This is a genomic window from Streptomyces achromogenes subsp. achromogenes, from assembly GCF_000720835.1.
GTDB classification, from domain to species: domain Bacteria; phylum Actinomycetota; class Actinomycetes; order Streptomycetales; family Streptomycetaceae; genus Streptomyces; species Streptomyces achromogenes.
This window is the reverse complement of sequence record NZ_JODT01000045.1, coordinates 1-16,745: the sequence shown is the minus strand read 5'-3', so window position 1 is coordinate 16,745 and position 16,745 is coordinate 1. Positions and strand designations below refer to the sequence as shown.

The 16,745-nt window shown below is 72.7% G+C and carries 18 protein-coding genes; 14 read left to right on the top strand and 4 right to left on the bottom strand.

The window, feature by feature from the left end:
* Positions 1-399 precede the first annotated feature (399 nt).
* From IH25_RS0132880 to IH25_RS0132870, 3 genes are all read left to right on the top strand, one after another.
* The gene (locus IH25_RS0132880) at positions 400-1,371 is read left to right on the top strand and encodes an alpha/beta hydrolase (RefSeq protein WP_051754329.1); all 972 of its coding nucleotides are present in this window, start codon (positions 400-402) and stop codon (positions 1,369-1,371) included.
* Between the two features lie 71 nt (positions 1,372-1,442).
* A complete protein-coding gene (locus IH25_RS0132875) occupies positions 1,443-1,853 on the top strand; it encodes a RidA family protein (RefSeq protein WP_030619217.1) in 411 nt (136 codons plus the stop codon).
* Between the two features lie 50 nt (positions 1,854-1,903).
* A complete protein-coding gene (locus IH25_RS0132870) occupies positions 1,904-2,482 on the top strand; it encodes a TetR/AcrR family transcriptional regulator (protein WP_030619214.1) in 579 nt (192 codons plus the stop codon).
* Between the two features lie 105 nt (positions 2,483-2,587).
* Here the strand turns inward: IH25_RS0132870 and IH25_RS0132865 are convergent, their stop codons facing one another.
* Positions 2,588-3,481: an NADP-dependent oxidoreductase gene (locus IH25_RS0132865; protein ID WP_030619212.1), complete on the bottom strand. Its 894-nt coding sequence runs from the start codon at positions 3,479-3,481 to the stop codon at positions 2,588-2,590.
* Positions 3,482-3,551: 70 nt separating this feature from the next.
* On the opposite strand from IH25_RS0132865, the gene IH25_RS0132860 reads away from it, so the two are divergent.
* Positions 3,552-4,157, top strand: a complete 606-nt coding sequence (locus tag IH25_RS0132860; protein ID WP_030619209.1) for a TetR/AcrR family transcriptional regulator — start codon at positions 3,552-3,554, stop codon at positions 4,155-4,157.
* 77 nt (positions 4,158-4,234) lie between these two features.
* Here the strand turns inward: IH25_RS0132860 and IH25_RS38065 are convergent, their stop codons facing one another.
* The 3 genes from IH25_RS38065 to IH25_RS0132845 form a co-directional block, all read right to left on the bottom strand.
* The gene (locus IH25_RS38065; protein ID WP_030619206.1) at positions 4,235-4,507 is read right to left on the bottom strand and encodes a helix-turn-helix domain-containing protein; all 273 of its coding nucleotides are present in this window, start codon (positions 4,505-4,507) and stop codon (positions 4,235-4,237) included.
* A gap of 195 nt (positions 4,508-4,702) precedes the next feature.
* A complete protein-coding gene (locus IH25_RS0132850; protein WP_030619203.1) occupies positions 4,703-5,662 on the bottom strand; it encodes an amidohydrolase family protein in 960 nt (319 codons plus the stop codon).
* Between the two features lie 29 nt (positions 5,663-5,691).
* The gene (locus tag IH25_RS0132845) at positions 5,692-6,492 is read right to left on the bottom strand and encodes an arylamine N-acetyltransferase family protein (protein ID WP_030619200.1); all 801 of its coding nucleotides are present in this window, start codon (positions 6,490-6,492) and stop codon (positions 5,692-5,694) included.
* Positions 6,493-6,773: 281 nt separating this feature from the next.
* On the opposite strand from IH25_RS0132845, the gene IH25_RS0132840 reads away from it, so the two are divergent.
* From IH25_RS0132840 to aroC, 10 genes are all read left to right on the top strand, one after another.
* The gene (locus IH25_RS0132840; RefSeq protein WP_078844545.1) at positions 6,774-7,091 is read left to right on the top strand and encodes a helix-turn-helix domain-containing protein; all 318 of its coding nucleotides are present in this window, start codon (positions 6,774-6,776) and stop codon (positions 7,089-7,091) included.
* 413 nt (positions 7,092-7,504) lie between these two features.
* On the top strand, positions 7,505-8,680 hold the full coding sequence (locus tag IH25_RS0132835; protein ID WP_030619196.1) for a 3-deoxy-7-phosphoheptulonate synthase: 1,176 nt from the start codon (positions 7,505-7,507) through the stop codon (positions 8,678-8,680).
* Positions 8,681-8,738: 58 nt separating this feature from the next.
* Positions 8,739-9,509 carry a 2,3-dihydro-2,3-dihydroxybenzoate dehydrogenase gene (locus IH25_RS0132830; RefSeq protein WP_030619195.1) on the top strand — a complete coding sequence of 257 codons (771 nt, stop codon included), beginning with the start codon at positions 8,739-8,741 and terminating at the stop codon, positions 9,507-9,509.
* Between the two features lie 22 nt (positions 9,510-9,531).
* Complete coding sequence (locus IH25_RS0132825; protein ID WP_030619193.1) at positions 9,532-10,191, top strand: isochorismatase family protein; 660 nt, start codon at positions 9,532-9,534, stop codon at positions 10,189-10,191.
* Between the two features lie 29 nt (positions 10,192-10,220).
* Complete coding sequence (locus IH25_RS0132820) at positions 10,221-12,113, top strand: anthranilate synthase family protein (protein ID WP_030619190.1); 1,893 nt, start codon at positions 10,221-10,223, stop codon at positions 12,111-12,113.
* Positions 12,101-12,442 (top strand): hypothetical protein, encoded by a 342-nt coding sequence (locus IH25_RS0132815; RefSeq protein WP_030619188.1) that lies wholly within the window; start codon positions 12,101-12,103, stop codon positions 12,440-12,442. Before IH25_RS0132820 ends, IH25_RS0132815 begins: the two co-directional genes overlap by 13 nt.
* A gap of 375 nt (positions 12,443-12,817) precedes the next feature.
* On the top strand, positions 12,818-13,333 hold the full coding sequence (locus IH25_RS0132810; protein WP_030619185.1) for a shikimate kinase: 516 nt from the start codon (positions 12,818-12,820) through the stop codon (positions 13,331-13,333).
* A 91-nt stretch (positions 13,334-13,424) separates the two neighbouring features.
* Entirely contained in the window at positions 13,425-14,720 is a 1,296-nt protein-coding gene (gene aroA / locus IH25_RS0132805; RefSeq protein ID WP_030619183.1) for a 3-phosphoshikimate 1-carboxyvinyltransferase, read from the top strand.
* Between the two features lie 48 nt (positions 14,721-14,768).
* A complete protein-coding gene (locus IH25_RS0132800) occupies positions 14,769-15,971 on the top strand; it encodes a 3-hydroxybenzoate 6-monooxygenase (protein ID WP_030619181.1) in 1,203 nt (400 codons plus the stop codon).
* The coding region (gene aroC, locus IH25_RS0132795) for a chorismate synthase (RefSeq protein WP_037656104.1) at positions 15,968-16,745 on the top strand (778 nt) is incomplete at its 3' end. The genes IH25_RS0132800 and aroC, both read left to right, overlap by 4 nt.

The window sequence follows — 16,745 nt, the reverse complement described above, 5'->3', positions numbered from 1 at the left end:
GCAGATGACGCTGACCGGCGGCGGGACCCGCCGGACAACCGTGTCCGGCGACGGACCCCGCCGGACATCCCTGGCCGGCGGCGGGGCTCGGCCCACGGCGCCGACCGGCAGAGGCGTCCCGAGCCGTGCGGAGGCCCGGCAGCGGGCCTTGCCCGGAGGCCGGGGGGGAGCCCGCCGACGCGTCCCGACGGCCAGGGTCCGCCGCGGAACGCCCGGCGAGCGGCTGCGATGGGTTCGGCATCAGTTCGTACACCCGCGCAGGCTAGATCCGGGGAGCGGGCCGGCACCCTCACCCGGGGCAGACTCCGTCAGGTCGGCACACCAATCGTCGGCCGGGGCGCCCCAAGTCGCGACAGATGTCGGCGGCGAACTCCCTTGCCCGCAGGACACGATGACCCCATGAGTGACGCCACCAGCAAAGACGCCACGCCCGCGCCCACCCGTATGACACTCCGCCCGGATCTGGCCCCGCTCGTCGAGGAGATCCCCTACCTCGATGTCGCCCAGCCGGACGTCGCCCGCCGCACCCTCAAGGACCTCGAGGCCCAGTGGGAGCCGGCCGACACGAGCGCCCTCACGGTCACCGAGCGGCTCATCCCCGGTCCCGAGGGCGCGCCCGACGTCACCGTACGCATCTACATCCCCAAGACGGCCGGTCCGCACGGCGGTCTGCTGTGGATCCACGGCGGCGGCTTCGTGATGGGCAGCCTGGAGACCGAGCACAACCAGTGCGTGTGGTTCGCCTCGCGCGCGAACGTCGTCGTGGTGAGCGTCGAGTACCGGCTGGCGCCCGAGAACCCCTTCCCCGCGGGCGCCGAGGACTGCTACGCGGCCCTGCGGTGGCTCGCCGCCCACGCCGGCGAGCTGGGGGTCGACCCCGGACGCCTGGGTGTCGCGGGCTGCAGCGCGGGCGGTGCCCTCGCCGCCTCCGTCGCCCTGATGGCACGTGACCGCAAGGGCCCCGGGCTCGCCCTCCAGCTGCTCACCTACCCGGTGACCGACGACCGCATGGACACTCCGTCCGCGCGGAGCTTCCACGACACCCCCGTCTGGTCCACGCCGCAGTCCGAGGCGATGTGGCGCCACTACCTCGGCGAAGGGCACGAGCGGCGGGAGACCTCGCCGTACGCGGCGCCGAACCGCGCCGACGACCTCAGCGGGCTTCCCGCCGCGCACATCGTGACGGCCCAGTACGACCCGCTGCGCGACGAGGGCCTCCACTACGGCCGGCGGCTGTTGGAGGCGGGCGTCCCGGTCACGCTCCACCAGTGGGCCGGCGCCTTCCACATCTTCGACTCCTTCGGCACCGAGTCCGGCCAGCGGTCGATCGACGAGCAAGTGCTGGCCGTCCAGGAGGCGTTGGGCGACTGACCGGTCCGCCGGTCCGCCTAGACTCGCCTTCCGTCAGTTGCCCCGCTTTCCTCGCCCCTAGGAGGAGTCCCATGACCGACGCATCCGGTGCCCCGCAGCGTGTCCGCGTCACCGCCGATCCCGACTGGTACGCCCCCGCCGGGATCGCGCTCGGCATCCGCGTCGGCGACCTGGTCTTCACCTCGGGGCAGGGGCCGATCGACGAGCACGGCGCGACGGTCGGCAAGGGCGACTTCGAGGCCCAGGCCCGGCAGGCGCTGGCCAACCTGGCCCTCGTGCTGAAGAACGCCGGTTCCGGTCTCGACCAGGTTGTCAAGGCGACCGTGTTCGTCACCGACATCGCCCGGGACCAGGAGACCTTCGCGCGGCTGCGGGCCGAGTACTTCGTCCCGCACACGTTCGCCGAGTCCTTCGTGCAGGTCGCCTCCCTCGCCGATCCCGACTGGCTGATCGAGATCGAGGCCGTCGCGGTGGCGGGATGATCCGCCCCCGAGTTTCCGTGCGCTCGCTCCAAAATACGTAGAATGCGGGTATGGCCAGGCCAAGGAAGTTCGACGAGACGCACGCCCTGACCGCCGCCATGGAAACCTTCTGGCGGCGGGGATACGAGGCCACCTCGACCCGGAACCTCTCCGACTCGACCGGTCTCGGCCAGTCGAGCCTGTACAACACCTTCGGCGACAAGCGGGAGTTGTACCTGCGGGCCCTGCGCCACTACTACGAGACGCACACCGCCGAGCAGACCGCGCTCCTCGACCGGCCCGGCCCGGCCAAGGACCGGCTGCGGGACCTGATGGTCCACGCCGTCGACACCGACCTGGCGGACCCCGAGGCCTCCGGATGCTTCACCATCAACGCGTCGGTGGAGAAGGCCGATTCGGACGACGAGGTCCGCGAGGAGGTCCGCCGGCACTTCACCACGGTGGAGCGCGCGCTGGCCGAGACCATCGCGCGGGGGCAGCGTTCCGGGGAGATCTCGTCGGAACGGAGCGCCGGGACGCTCGCCCGCCAGATACTGAGCACGTACTACGGACTGCGGGTGCTCGCCCGCATCCAGAAGGACAGGGACGCCCTGCTCGGCATCGTGGAAAGCACCGTCTCCGCCCTCTGACCGGCGCCCCGCGCCGGCCCGGAGGGCCCCCGTGAACACGCGGGAAGGGTCTCTCGACCGCGCGAAGGCACCGCCGTCCGCGCGCGGGCGGCGCCGGGCCGGCCGTCAGACGGTCAGGACGCGGCGTCCGCGGGTGTGACCGGCCTGACTGTCGGTGTGCGCCGCCGCGGCCTCGGCGAGCGGGTACGACTTCTCCACCGGGATGTGCAGCCTGCCGAGCGCCAGGAGACGGACGGTCTCGGCGAGGGCGTCCGGCACGCTGCCCGCCACGCCGGAGAACCGGACACCGAACTCCGGCGCGCTCGCGTCGGCGATGGAGACCACCTTGCGCGGATCCCCCGTCAGCTCGACGAGTTCGCGGAGCACGCCGGAGCCGGCCAGATCGAGAGCGGCGTCGACGTGGCCGAATCGCCGCACCCGCTCCACCCAGCCCGCGCCGTACGTCGTGGCGAGGGCGCCCAGGCCGCGCAGATAGTCCTGGTTGGCAGCCCCGGCCGTGCCGATCACCGTGATGCCGCGGTCGCGGGCGATCTGGAGGACCGCCGATCCGACTCCCCCGGACGCGCCGCTGACCAGCAGCGTCTGCCCGGCCCGGACGCCGGTCTCGCCGATGACGCGCAGCGCGGTCTCCATCACGGAGGGGTATCCGGCCGCCTCCTCGAACGTCAGCCCTTCGGGCATGCGGGCCCAGGCCGACAGTACGGCGAACTCGGCGTAGGTGCTCGCCCCCTCCCCGAACACACGGTCGCCGACCTCGACCCCTTCGACACCCTCGCCGACCTCGTCCACCACCCCGGCGGCGTCCAGGCCGATTCCCGACGGCAACTCGATCGGACGGGTTGTCCGGAACTGGCCTTCCCGGAGCCGCCAGTCGAAGGGGTTCACGCCCGCCGCCCGCACGGCGACGCGTATCCGACCGGGGCCCGCATGGGGCTCGTCAGCGTCGATGAGGTGGAGAACGTCGGGACCGCCGAACTCGGCGAAGCTCACTTTCTTCATGGCGCAGACCGTAACACTACCGGTTAGCTTTTCGGAACGGTTACACCTTCGTATTTGGTAGCGTTGCGCCATGACCGCGCCGACCGGACGCCGTGAACGCAAGAAGGCCGCGACCCGCCAGAAGATCGCCGACACCGCCCTGCGGCTCTTCCTGGAACGCGGGTACGAGGCGGTGGGCATCCGCGATGTGGCCGCCGAGGCCGACGTGGCCGTGACCACGCTTTTCGCCCACTTCCCCTCGAAAGAGGCCCTGGTGTTCGGCCAGGACCAGGACTTCGAGCGGCGCCTGACCCAGGCGGTCACCGACCGGGCGCCGGGCGAGCCGCTCATCCCCGCGCTGCGCCGCGAGGTCCGGGCCCTGGTGGGCCATTGCACGGGCGAGGGCGCCGCCCCGGTCTGGCGCATGATCGACGCGTCACAGACCTTGCTGGACTACGAGAAGGCGATGCGGCTGCGCCACGCGGAGTCGCTCGCGGCGGCCATCGCCGCCGATCTCGGGCTGCCACCGGACACGACGGCGTGCCGGACCGTCGCGCGGTTCGTGATCGACGCCTATTCGCTGGCCCGGGAGGCGGCCGACCCGGAGACCGCGCTGGACGAGATCTTCCGGATGATCGAGGCGGCCTGGGCCGTCGCCCGCCCTTCGGGGGACCCCGCCGGCACGACAGCGCCGTAGACCCGAGGGCGCTGGCCGGCGTCTCGTGCCGGGCACGGCGGTGCCGCCTTACGGCGCGGGATCAGATCGCCGCGTCCTCATCCGGCGGACGTCGGTCGCGTGCCGGGGGCCGGGGCCGGCGCGCGGGTGCGCAGGGCGAGCAGGGCCGCGAAGCGGAAGGCGGGGTCACCCAGCCGTTCCCGGAACAGCGCATCCAGCCGTCGTAGCCGCTTGCGGGCCGTCTGCGGAGGGATGTCCAGGGCCCGTGCCACCTCCGGCGCCGTCCGGTTCCACGACATCAGCAGGGCGTCGAGCGTCTCGGCCGGCCGTGCGGCCCGGCCCGGCGCAAGGTCCCGCAGGACGCCCGGCACCCGCTCGCCGAGCAGCCGTCCGATGCGGATCCCGTGGCGCGGATGCGCCTCCGCCAGCCCGTCGGCCGCCCGGACGAACGCGTCCGCGCCGGCCGGACGCCACGAACGCCCCGTCTGCTGAACCAGCGCGCCGTGAGCGGGCGCACGCCTCCGGGGTGCGCCCGCGCTACCGTGAGCGTCGCCTGTGATACGGGCTCAGGCCCCCGCGAGCCGGGGGAACAGCGCCAGCGCGTTGGTGCGGCCGATGGCCGTGCGCTGCTGGTCGTCCCAGCCCGGGTAGCGGTGGAAGCCCTCCACGTTCTCGGTGGTGTGGGAGGCCGGCATGAACGGGTAGTCGCTGCCGAAGAGGATCTTGTCGGGAGCGGCCAGCTCGGTCAGCGCGGGCAGCGCGTACGAGGTGGCGGACATGGCGATGTCGTAGTAGATGCCGCGCAGTTGGCCGATCACGTCGGCGGGGGCGCGGTCGGTGAGGTACTTGCCGATGGTCGGCCCGTAGGTGAGGCGCTGGGCGAGGAAGGGCAGGGTGCCGCCCGCGTGGGAGACGATGAGCTTGAGGTGCGGAAGGCGCCCCAGCACCCCGTTGAAGAGCAGGCTGACCACGGTGCGGGTGGTCTCGAAGGTGAACTCGTACAGCGACGGCGGCAGATCGAAGGTCGCCAGGTCCTTGGCCGGCGGTGTGCCCGGGTGGACGTGGACCGGCAGGCCGCGCTCGGCGATCTCCGCGAGCAGCGGCTCGAACTCGGGATCGCCCAGGTAACGGTTTCCGTAGCTGGTCAGCAGACCGACCCCGTCCAGGCCGAGTTCGTCGACGGCGTAGGCCAGTTCGTCCTTGGCGGCGGCCACGTCGGGCAGCGGCAGGATGGCGAAGGCGCCGAAGCGGTCCGGGTGGGCGGCCACGGTCTGGGCGAAGAACTCGTTGACCTGACGGGCCAGCCGGCGGGCCTCGTCACCTTCGGCGAAGGTGACCCCGGGGGCGGTGATGGACAGCACGGCGGCGGCGATGGAGTGGCGGTCCATCACATCGAGGCTGGCCTCGGCGCTCCAGGTGGGGTAGTCGACGCCGGGGATGGCGACACGGTCGCCCAGCGCCTTGGCGTAGGCCGGCGGGATCGCGTGGTGGTGGACGTCGATGAGACCGGTCGGCTGTTGCGTCATGGTGGGTGTCTCCGTGGATCGGTGGAACGTCAGGAGTGCTCGTGGGCGTCGGCCGAGGGCGGGACGGACGCCAGCTCGATGCCGAACACGGTGCGGTAGGCGGCCAGCAGCGCGGTGTCGTCGGCGAGGTGTTCCTTGGTCTTCCCCTCGCCCGTGGTCCGGGTGAGGGTGCGCCCGGCCAGGGTGACGCGGCCCTCCGCGGTGGGCAGGGTGCACACCTGCCGGGCGAGGAACGGGGAGTCCTCGCTGCTGCGCAGCCACCAGGTCATGGCGGCGAAGTCCGCCAGTTCGCGGGGGCGTTGCTCCATGCGGTACTGGAGTTCGCCGTCCCGCAGCAGGTCCAGGTCGCCGTGGTCCGCCTCGACCAGCCGGAAGGTGCCCTGCACGTCGGCTTGTTCGCCCCGCTCGGCCAGGCGCAGCGGGTGGCGGAAGGCGTTTCCGTAGCCCACGTCGGCCAGATACGGCCCGTCGCCGTCCTCGGTCAGGACCCGCAGGGCCATGTGCCCCAGCGGCGGGGTGAAGCCGTTGTCCTCCATCACCCGGGCGGCCAGGGGCACGACGTCGAATCCGAGGCTGCGCAGCAGCTCGTGGAAGGCGCCGTTGAGTTCGTAACAGCAGCCGCCGCGATTGCGGCCGATGATCTTTTCCAGGGCGGGGGCACCGAGGCCGATGGGCGGGCTGGGCCTGCCGTAAGCGAAGTCGATGTTCTCGAACGGGACGCTGAGCACATGCCGCTCGTGCAGATGGGCCAGGGCCTTCGCGTCGGCACGTTCGGGGCGTTTGGCGCCGATGCGCTCCAGATAGGCGTCGACGGTCGCTGAGTCGAGCATCAGACCCGCTCCTGTGCACGGTGGGAGGTGCTGTGCGGTGGCGCGGTACGCAAGGTGATGTCCTCTCGACAGGTGGGTGCATCCGACATTCCAGCGGACGCGGGCGGATTCCGCATCACGTGTCCGCGCGATGTCCGGGGGCGAGATCCGGCCGGCCCGTCCCCGGCCGGCATATCAAAAAACGTGTATCGCCCACCCGGAAGTGATGCGCCGGCACCGGAACCTGACGGACTGACCGTCATGGCGTTGCCGCCCCCGGGTCCGCCGGAAAGAGTCATCCGGTGACCTACACCATCGCAGCCGACCGGTACACCCGCCCGCACTCCCCCGCCACCACCGCGGTGGGCCCCTCCCGGCGCACGGCCGCGGTCCACCCCGGCTGGGCGAGCCTGACCCCCGCGGAGCTGCGGGTGGCCCGCCTGGTGGCCGAAGGACTGACCAACCGCGCCGTGGCCCAGCGTCTGTGCATCTCCCCGCACACGGTCGACAGCCATCTGCGGCACGCCTTCGCCAAGCTGGGCATCTCCAGCCGGGTCGCCCTGGCCCGGCTCACCCTGATCCACGACCACATCAGGGCCGACGAGCCGGCCGACCGCTAGGGCCTGTCCGACAGCCCCGGGCCTTCCGGGCAGCGTGCGCGACGAGGCGCCCGCCGACGACCCCGGAAGGCATCCGGCCACCGATCCGGCTTCCTCAACTCACTTTATTACAGCGGTACTTGAGAGGGATCGGGCGCGACCGAAGCGCCTTCCCCGTACGTGACAGACTACGCGTCGCGGCGTTGCCGAACCGCACACAGGTCCCGGACAGTGGTGTGAACAGCGGGGCGCTCCGAAGGCACAGCCGGCGCCCCACCCCCACCATCCCGGCCTCAGCGCCGTACACGAGCCGCTGCCGGATGAAACACCGGGCGGTGAACCGGGCCGGTGCCCGGCTGCCCTGTGTTGTTTCACGAACGATCACGCCCACCATCAGCCGGAGTCGCTCCGGCGCGCTCTGCCGAGGGAATCTGATGATCGACGTTGAGTCCCACCTCCGATCCCTGCCCGCTCTCCAGCAGCCCGACTGGTCCGCTCACCCCGACCTCGCCGGCGTCCGCACCCACCTGGCCCGGATGCCCGCCCTGGTGGACCTGGAGTCGGTACGCCGTCTGCACGCGCTGCTGGCCGAGGCCGCCGCGGGACACCTCCAGGTGGTCCAGTCCGGCGACTGCGCCGAGGACCCGGCCGAGGCCACCCCCGAGGACGTCGCCCGCAAGACCGCGCTGCTGGACATGCTGGCGGGGACGATGAAGCTCGCCTCCGGCAAGCCGGTCCTGCGGGTCGGCCGGATCGCCGGCCAGTTCGGCAAGCCCCGCTCCAACCCGACCGAGACCGTGCACGGGGTCGAACTGCCCGTCTACCGCGGCCACATGGTCAACCGCCCCGAGCCGGACGCCGAGTTGCGCCGCCCCGACCCCGGCCATCTGCTCACCGGCTACCGCGCCGCCAGCGACACCATGCACTACCTGGGCTGGCTCGGCTCGGCGGGACGCCGCCCGGAGTTCGGCGCGCCGGTGTGGACCAGCCACGAGGCGCTGCTGCTCGACTACGAACTGCCCCTGCTGCGGCGGGAGCCCGACGGCACGCTGCTGCTGACCTCCACCCACTGGCCGTGGGTGGGCGAGCGCACCCGCCGGCTGGACGGCGCGCACATCGCGCTGCTGGCCGCCGTCTCCAACCCGGTGGCGGTCAAGGTCGGGCCGAGCATGACGCCCGAGGAGGTCCTCGCCCTGTGCGAGAAGCTGGACCCCCACCGTCGCCCGGGTCGGCTCACGCTGATCTCGCGCATGGGCGCCCAGAACGCGGCCGAGAAGCTGCCGGCGCTGGTCGAGGCGGTCGCCCGCGAGGGCCATCCGGTGCTGTGGCTGTCGGACCCGATGCACGGCAACACCGTCACCGGTCCCGAAGGTCTGAAGACCCGCCTGGTCACGACCGTGGTCCAGGAGATCCAGGCGTTCCAGGAGGCGGTACGCGCGAACGGCGGCGTCGCGGCCGGCCTGCACCTGGAGACGACGCCCGAGGCGGTCACCGAGTGCGTCTCGCACGACATCAGCCTGGAGCGCATCGGCGACAAGTACCTCAGCTTCTGCGACCCGCGCCTGAACCCGCGCCAGGCCGTCGAGGCGGCCTCGGCCTGGCGGGGCTGATCCCCGGGCTCCGCCCACCGTTTCCCACCGAGACACATCACGTACGGAGGTTCGGACCGTGCAAGAAACCCTCGCCCTGGTCACCGGGGCGGCCGGCGGCATCGGAGAGGCCGTGACCCGGCTGCTGGCCGAGCAGGGCACCACGGTGGCGGCCGTGGACCGCGACGCCGAACGGCTGGCCGAGACGGCCGCCCTGCTGCGCAAGGAGGGCCTGGCGGTGACCGAGTTCGCCGCCGACGTCACCTCCAGCAGTGCCGTGGAGCGGCTCGTGGAGGAGGTCGAGACCCGGCTCGGGCCCGTGCACCAGCTGGTCAACACCGCGGGCGTGCTGCGCCTCGGCCCGGCGCACACCCTGACCGACGAGGACTGGAACGCCACCCTCGCCGTCAACGCCACCGGTGTGTTCCACATGTCGCGGGCCGTGGTCGCCCGGATGATCCCGCGCCGCACCGGCGCCGTGGTCACCGTGGCGTCGAACGCGGCCGGCACGGCCCGCGCCGAGATGGCGGCCTACGCGGCGTCCAAGGCCGCCGCCACCGCCTTCACCAAGTGCCTGGGCCTGGAGGTGGCGTCGTACGGCATCCGCTGCAACGTGGTGGCCCCCGGCTCCACCGACACCCCGATGCTGCGCGGCATGCACACCGCCGAGACCGCCGCCCAGGCCTCCGTGGCGGGCCGTCCGGACCAGTACCGGGTGGGCATCCCGCTGGGCAAGGTCGCCCTGCCCGAGGACGTGGCCCGGGCCGTCGCGTTCCTGCTCTCCGAGGACGCGGGCCACATCACGATGCACGAACTGACCGTGGACGGCGGAGCCACCCTCGGTGTCTGACGACGAAAGGAACCACCGTACGATGCCCGGCATCCCCCCTGTCGAGCCCTACCCCATGCCGACCGCCGAGGAGCTGCCCGAGAACACCGTCGGCTGGCGGGTGGACCCGCGGCGCGCGGTGCTGCTGCTGCACGACATGCAGGAGTACTTCCTCAAGCCGTTCCCCCGCGACACCGCCCTCGGCCGGGCCCTGGTGGACAACACCGCGCGGCTGCGCGCGACCTGCAAGGCGCTGGGCGTCCCCGTCGCCTACACCGCGCAGCCCGGCAGCATGACCCCCGAACAGCGCGGCCTGCTCAAGGACTTCTGGGGCCCCGGCATGCGGGCCACGCCCGAGCACCGCAAGGTGGTCTCCCCGCTGGAGCCGGACGACGAGGACTGGACCTTCACCAAGTGGCGCTACAGCGCCTTCTTCAAGTCCGACCTGTTGGAGCGGATGCGCGCCGGCGGGCGGGACCAGCTGATCGTGTGCGGGGTGTACGCGCACGTGGGCGTGCTGATGACCGCGGTGGAGGCGTACACGAACGACATCGAGACGTTCGTGGTGGCCGACGCGGTCGCCGACTTCTCCGCCCACTACCACCGGCTGGCCCTCACCTACGCCGCCGAACGGGCCGCGAAGGTCGTGACGTCCCAGGCGGTACTGACCGAACTCGACGCGGCCACCGCGGCGGCCCGCTGACGGCCGACGCCGGCGAAAGGACCCACACCATGGCAAGGACCGGGGACGCAGAGCGCCTGCTGGCGCGCATCCTCGACGGGTCGGCGGGGGCGTTCGCGCTGCTGCACCGTCCCGAGACCGCGGGGCCGGACACCCTGGAGCTGCTGACCGGCGAGGTGACGCGGGCCGAGACGCTCGCCGAGCTGGAGCTTCAGGAGCCGGCGGGCACCGGCGCCCACCAGGAGCTGCTGGCGCTCATCCCCTACCGGCAGCTGGCCGAGCGCGGTTTCGCCGCGCCCGACGACGGCACCCCGCTGCTGGCGATGCGCGTGAGCGAGCAGGCCTCGCTGCCGCTGCGCCCGGCGCTCGCGCTGCTGCCCGACCACCCGGTGAAGATGACCGAGGAGCACTTCGACGTCGACGACGACGCCTACGCCGAGACCGTGCGCCGGGTCGTCGCCGACGAGATCGGCACCGGCGAGGGCGCCAACTTCGTGATGAAGCGCTCCTTCACCGCACTGCTGCCCGACTTCGACAGCGCCGCCGCCCTGTCGTTCTTCCGCCGGCTGGTGGAGCGGGAGGCGGGCGCGTACTGGACCTTCCTGATCCACACCGGCGAGCGCACGCTCGTGGGCGCCACCCCCGAACGGCACATCAGCGTCCACGACGGCAACGCGGTGATGAACCCCATCAGCGGCACCTACCGCTACCCGTCCTCCGGCCCCGACCTGAACGGCGTGCTGGACTTCCTCGCCGACGAGAAGGAAGCCGACGAGCTGTACATGGTCGTCGACGAGGAACTGAAGATGATGGGCCGGATCTGCCCCGCGGGCGGCCGGGTGCGGGGGCCGTACCTGAAGGAGATGGCGCGCCTGGCCCACACCGAGTACTTCATCGAGGGCCGCACCGACCGCGATGTGCGCGACATCCTGCGCGAGACCCTGTTCGCGCCGACGGTGACCGGCTCCCCGCTGGAGAGCGCGGCCCGGGTCATCAGCCGCTACGAGCCGCAGGGCCGCGGCTACTACAGCGGGGTGGCCGCCCTGATCGGACGCGACGCGGCCGGCGGGCGCACGCTGGACTCCTCGATCCTGATCCGCACCGCCGACATCGACGCGGACGGACGGATGCGCATCGGGGTGGGCGCGACCCTCGTGCGCCACTCCGACCCCGCCTCCGAGGTGCAGGAGACGCGCGCCAAGGCCGCCGGTCTGCTGGCCGCGCTCGGGGACGCCGAGCCCACCCGGTACGGTTCCCACCCGGCGGTGCGCGAGGCGCTGGACTCCCGCAACGACGGCATCGCCCGGTTCTGGCTCCGGGAGCCGGACGGACCGGGCGCGGCCGACGGTCCGCTGGCCGGGCGCAAGGTGCTGATCGTGGACGCCGAGGACACCTTCACGGAGATGATTGCCCATCAGATCCGGTCGCTGGACTGCGAGGTGACGGTACGGCGCTTCGACGAGGCGTACGACTTCGACGCGCACGACCTGGTGGTGATGGGCCCGGGGCCGGGCGACCCGCGCGAGACGGCGCACCCGAAGATCGCCCATCTGCGGTCGGCGGTGGCCCAACTCCTGGCGGAGAAGCGGCCGTTCCTCGCGGTGTGCCTGAGCCATCAGGTGCTGAGCATGCTCCTCGGCTTGGACCTGCGGCGCCGCCCGACGCCCAACCAGGGCGCCCAGCACCTGATCGACCTCTTCGGCCGCACCGAGCGGGTCGGTTTCTACAACACCTTCGCCGCCCACAGCGACACCGGCGGCTTCGCCCACCCGGAGTACGGAACGGTCGAGGTGAGCCGGGACGCGGTGACGGGCGAGGTGCACGCGCTGCGCGCCCCGGGCTTCGCCTCGATGCAGTTCCACGCCGAGTCCGTGCTGACCGTGGACGGGCCGCGCATCATCGGCTCGCTGCTGGCGGAGGTGGCCGGCACATGCACGCGGTGATCGCCTGGTGGGACCTGGGCCGCTCCGAGCAGACCATCGGGTCCCTGCGCGACTTCCTCCGCGACGAGGCGGTGGACCGCTTCTCCCGGATGCCCGGACTGCGGCTGAAGTTCTGGATCTCGGACGAGGCCACGAACCGGTGGGGGGCGGTGCTGCTGTGGGAGTCGCGCGAGGCGGCCGCGGCTCCCCTGCCGAACCGGGCCGCGGAGCTGATCGGCTACCCGCCCACCGAACGGCACGCCTTCGACGTGGAGGCCACCGTGGAGGGCGACTTCGCCCTCGCCGCGCTCGCCGGCCGGGGCCTGGCGCTCACCCCGGCCACCGGCTGACCGGCGCCCCGCACAGCCCCGGGACCGTACGGAGCACCCGGACCGGGACCTCCTGCTCCGGCGCCGGCACGGTCGGCCCACCAGGACGGTCCCCGAACACCCGCCCGCGCCGCCGGATCCCCCCTCTCCGGCGGCGGGCGGGAACCTCCTGCCGCCGCGCGGTCCGTGACCGGGCCGCGCGGCGCGGGAGCGGGCCCCGTACGGCCCGGTCCGCCGGGGCCCCGGCGGACCGGCATCCCACGGGTCACCGGCCCGTACGCCCCGACGCGCACGGCCCGGACCCCGCGAGCCCTCCCCCGGCAGCCCGGCCACGCCCGGCGTGCCCGCCCCGCCCCGTGGTGGCTCGATGTCCCTCGATCCGAAAGGCAGCACCCCATGACAGGACCCGCGGCCATCCTGATCGGCATGCCCGGCGTGGGCAAGACCTCCGTCGGCCGGGAGCTGGCCGGGCTGCTGGGTGTCTCGTTCCGTGACAGCGACGAGGACGTGACCCGGCTGGCGGGCCGGCCCGCCCCCGAGGTGCTGCGGGAGAAGGGCGAGCCGGTCTTCCGTCTCCTGGAACACCAAGCGGTCACCGCGGCCCTGGCCGAGCACGACGGTGTGCTCGCCTTGGGCGGCGGCGCGGTCCTGCACGAAGGCACCCGGGCCCGGCTGGACGGGTGCCGTGTGGTGCACCTGTGGGCCGGTCTGGAAACGCTGGCGGGCCGGGTCCTGGCCGACGGCGACCGGCCCCTGCTCGACGGCGACCCCCGGGCCGGGCTCACGCGGCTGATGCGTGACCGGCTGCCCCTGTACAGGCGGCTCGCGGTCGTGTCGGTGCGCGCCGAGGACCGCGGCCCGCGCGAGATCGCCGAAGAGATCACCGCCCTGCTCGCTTCCGCCGCCCCTTGACCGGTACGGAACCCCGCCGCCGTGTTCCTCCGTGCCGTCGCAGACCATCAGCGCCGCTCCCGATGCCGGCCGCACTCGACAAAGGACAGCCATGACCACCGTCCCCGCGCCACCCGAGGCGCTGCACGCCCGTGTTCCCGGCTCGAAGTCACTGACCAACAGAGCGCTCCTGCTCGCCGCCGCGGCGGAGGGGACCAGTGTGCTCACCGCTCCACTCGTCAGCGACGACACCATGGCCTTCCGCCAGGCGCTCGGCGACCTGGGCGTGCGGATCCGGTCGTCGGACGACGACGGCGCCTGGCAGGTGACCGGGCTGGGCCGCGGCCCGCGGGGCACCGGCCGCATCTGGTGCGCGGACGCCGGCACCGCCGCGCGGTTCCTGCCGCCGCTGGCCGCCGCCGGCCACGGTGACTTCGTCTTCACGGGCAGCGACCAGCTCACCGCCCGCCCCGTGGCACCGCTCGCCGACGCGCTGCGCCGCCTGGGCGCCCAGGTGGACACCGGACCGGACGGCACCCTGCCGCTGCGGGTGCGCGCCGAGGGGCTGGACGGCGGCGAGCTGGAGGTCGACTCCCGTCTCAGCAGCCAGTTCCTGAGCGGGCTGCTGATGGCGGCCCCGCTGCTGCGCGGCGGTCTGCTGCTGAAGGTGCGCGAACTGGTGAGCCGTCCCTACGTCGACATGACGATCGCGCTGATGCGGCGGTTCGGCGCCGAGGTGGCCGAGGACGCCCCGGGCGGGTTCGCCGTGCGTCCCACCGGTTACCGGGCCGCCGACCTGCGGATCGAGCCGGACGCCTCCACCGCCTCGTACTTCCTCGCCGCCGCGGCCGTCACCGGGCACTCGGTGACCGTACCCGGTCTGGGGCACGGCAGCCTCCAGGGCGATGTGCGGTTCGCCGAGGTGCTGGAGCGGGCCGGGGCCCGGGTGCGGCGCACCGAGGACGCCGTGACGGTCACCGGAACCGGCACGCTCAGGGGCGGTTTCGCCGTCGACATGGGGGACATCTCCGATACGTTCATGACGTTGGCGGCGATCGCCCCGCTGGCCGACGCTCCCCTGACCATCCACGGCATCGGCCATGCCCGGCTCAAGGAGTCGGACCGGATCGAGGCGGTCGCCCGGAACCTGCGCGCGCTGGGCGTGCGCACCGACACCGGCCGGGACTGGATCACCGTGCACCCGGGCGCCACCTCGCCCGCGCGGATCGCCTGTCACCGCGACCACCGCATCGCCATGGCGTTCTCGGTGCTGAATCTGCGCACGGGGAACCTCACGCTCGACGACCCCGGCTGTGTCGCCAAGACCTTCCCCGGATTCCACGAGGAGTTCCACCGGCTCTTCCCCGTTCATCCGCTGCCGGCCGGCCCGGCCCGCGCCTCCGCCTAGCCCACAGAACAGCAACGCGTATGCAAGTGAAGGGATTTGAGGATCGGAATGACACACATACTGATCGCCGGGGGCGGCATCGGCGGGCTGGCCACGGCTGTGTCGCTGGCCCGCAACGGGCACCGGGTCACCGTGCTGGAACGCCGTGACACCTTCGCCGAGATCGGTGCCGGCATCCAGCTCGGGCCCAACGCGTTCCACGCCCTGGACCGCCTGGGCGTGGGCGAGGGGGTGCGCGAGCAGGCCGTGTTCACCGACGAGCTGTGCTTCATGGACGGCACCACGGGCGAGAAGGTCGCCGGCATGGAGCTGACCCAGGCCTACCGCGACCGGTTCGGCAACCCCTACGCCGTGGTGCACCGCGGCGACCTCTACCAGCCGCTGCTGTCCGCCTGCCAGGGGCTGGACGCCGTGGAACTCGTCCCCGACGCCTCGGTGGAGCGCTACGAGCAGAGCGCCACGGGCGTCACGGCGCACACCACCGACGGACGGGTCTTCCACGGCGCGGCACTGATCGGCGCGGACGGCATCCGCTCCACGGTGCGCGCGCAGATGCTGGGCGACGGCGAGCCCCGGGTGTCGGGACACACCATCTACCGCTCGGTGATACCGATCGAGAAGGTGCCCGAGGAACTGCGCTGGAACACGGTCACCCTCTGGGCCGGTCCCAAGTGGCACTTCGTGCACTACATCATCGGCGGCGGCCGGTACCTCAATCTGGCCGTCACCCGCGACAACGGCGCCACGGTGCCGGTGGCCGGGCGCGAGGCCGAACGCGCCCATGTGCTCGACCAGTTCCCCGGCATCGGCACGACCGCCCGGCGGCTGCTGGAACTCGGGGAAGGCTGGCGCGAGTGGGTGCTGTGCGACCGCGACCCGGTCCCGGCCTGGACCGAGGGCCGGGTCGCGCTGCTCGGTGACGCCGCCCACCCCATGCTGCAGTACGCGGCCCAGGGCGCCTGCCAGGCCCTGGAGGACGCGGTGGTCCTCGGCGAGGTGACCGAGACCGCGCGGGAGGACGATCTGGTGCAGCGCCTGGAGAAGTACAACGCCCTGCGCCGTGAACGCGCGGGACGCACCCAGCTCATCGCCCGCCGCATGGGCAGCGAGCTGTACCACCCGGCGGGTGAGCGGGCGAAGGAGCGCAACACGATGCTCTCCGCCTTGTCCCAGCGGGACATGTACGAGAAGGTCTCCTGGCTGCACGGCGACCGGGCCTTCACCGACAGCGGCACCGGAGGAGAGCGTTGAGCACGTTGCGCTGGCTGACCGCGGGGGAATCACACGGCCCCGCGCTCGTGGCCACACTGGAGGGTCTTCCCGCCGGTGTGCCGATCACCACGGAGATGGTGGCGGACCACCTGGCGCGGCGGCGCCCGGTCGACCCGGAGGTGCTGGCCGGTCTGGCGCGCAACGCTCCGTTGACGCGTCCGCGTCCGGGGCACGCCGATCTGGCGGGTATGCAGAAGTACGGCTTCGACGAGGCGCGTCCGATCCTGGAGCGTGCCTCGGCCCGGGAGACGGCGGCCCGGGTGGCGCTGGGCGCGGTGGCCCGTTCGTACCTGAGGGAGACGGCCGGGATCGAGATCGTCTCGCACGTGGTGGAGCTGGCCGCGGCGAAGGCCCCGTACGGGGTGTACCCGACGCCGGCGGATGTGGAGAGGCTGGACGCGGATCCGGTGCGGTGTCTGGACGCGGACGCCTCCAAGGCGATGGTCGCGGAGATCGACCAGGCCCACAAGGACGGTGACACCCTCGGCGGTGTGGTCGAGGTGCTGGCCTACGGCGTGCCGGTCGGTCTGGGCTCGCATGTGCACTGGGACCGGCGGTTGGACGCGCGGCTGGCCGCCGCGCTGATGGGCATCCAGGCGATCAAGGGCGTGGAGGTCGGCGACGGTTTCGACCTCGCCCGGGTGCCCGGCTCGGAGGCGCATGACGAGATCGTGACCACGGAGGAGGGTGTCAGGCGGGTCACGGGCCGTTCCGGTGGTACCGAGGGTGGTCTGAGCACGGGTGAGCTGCTGC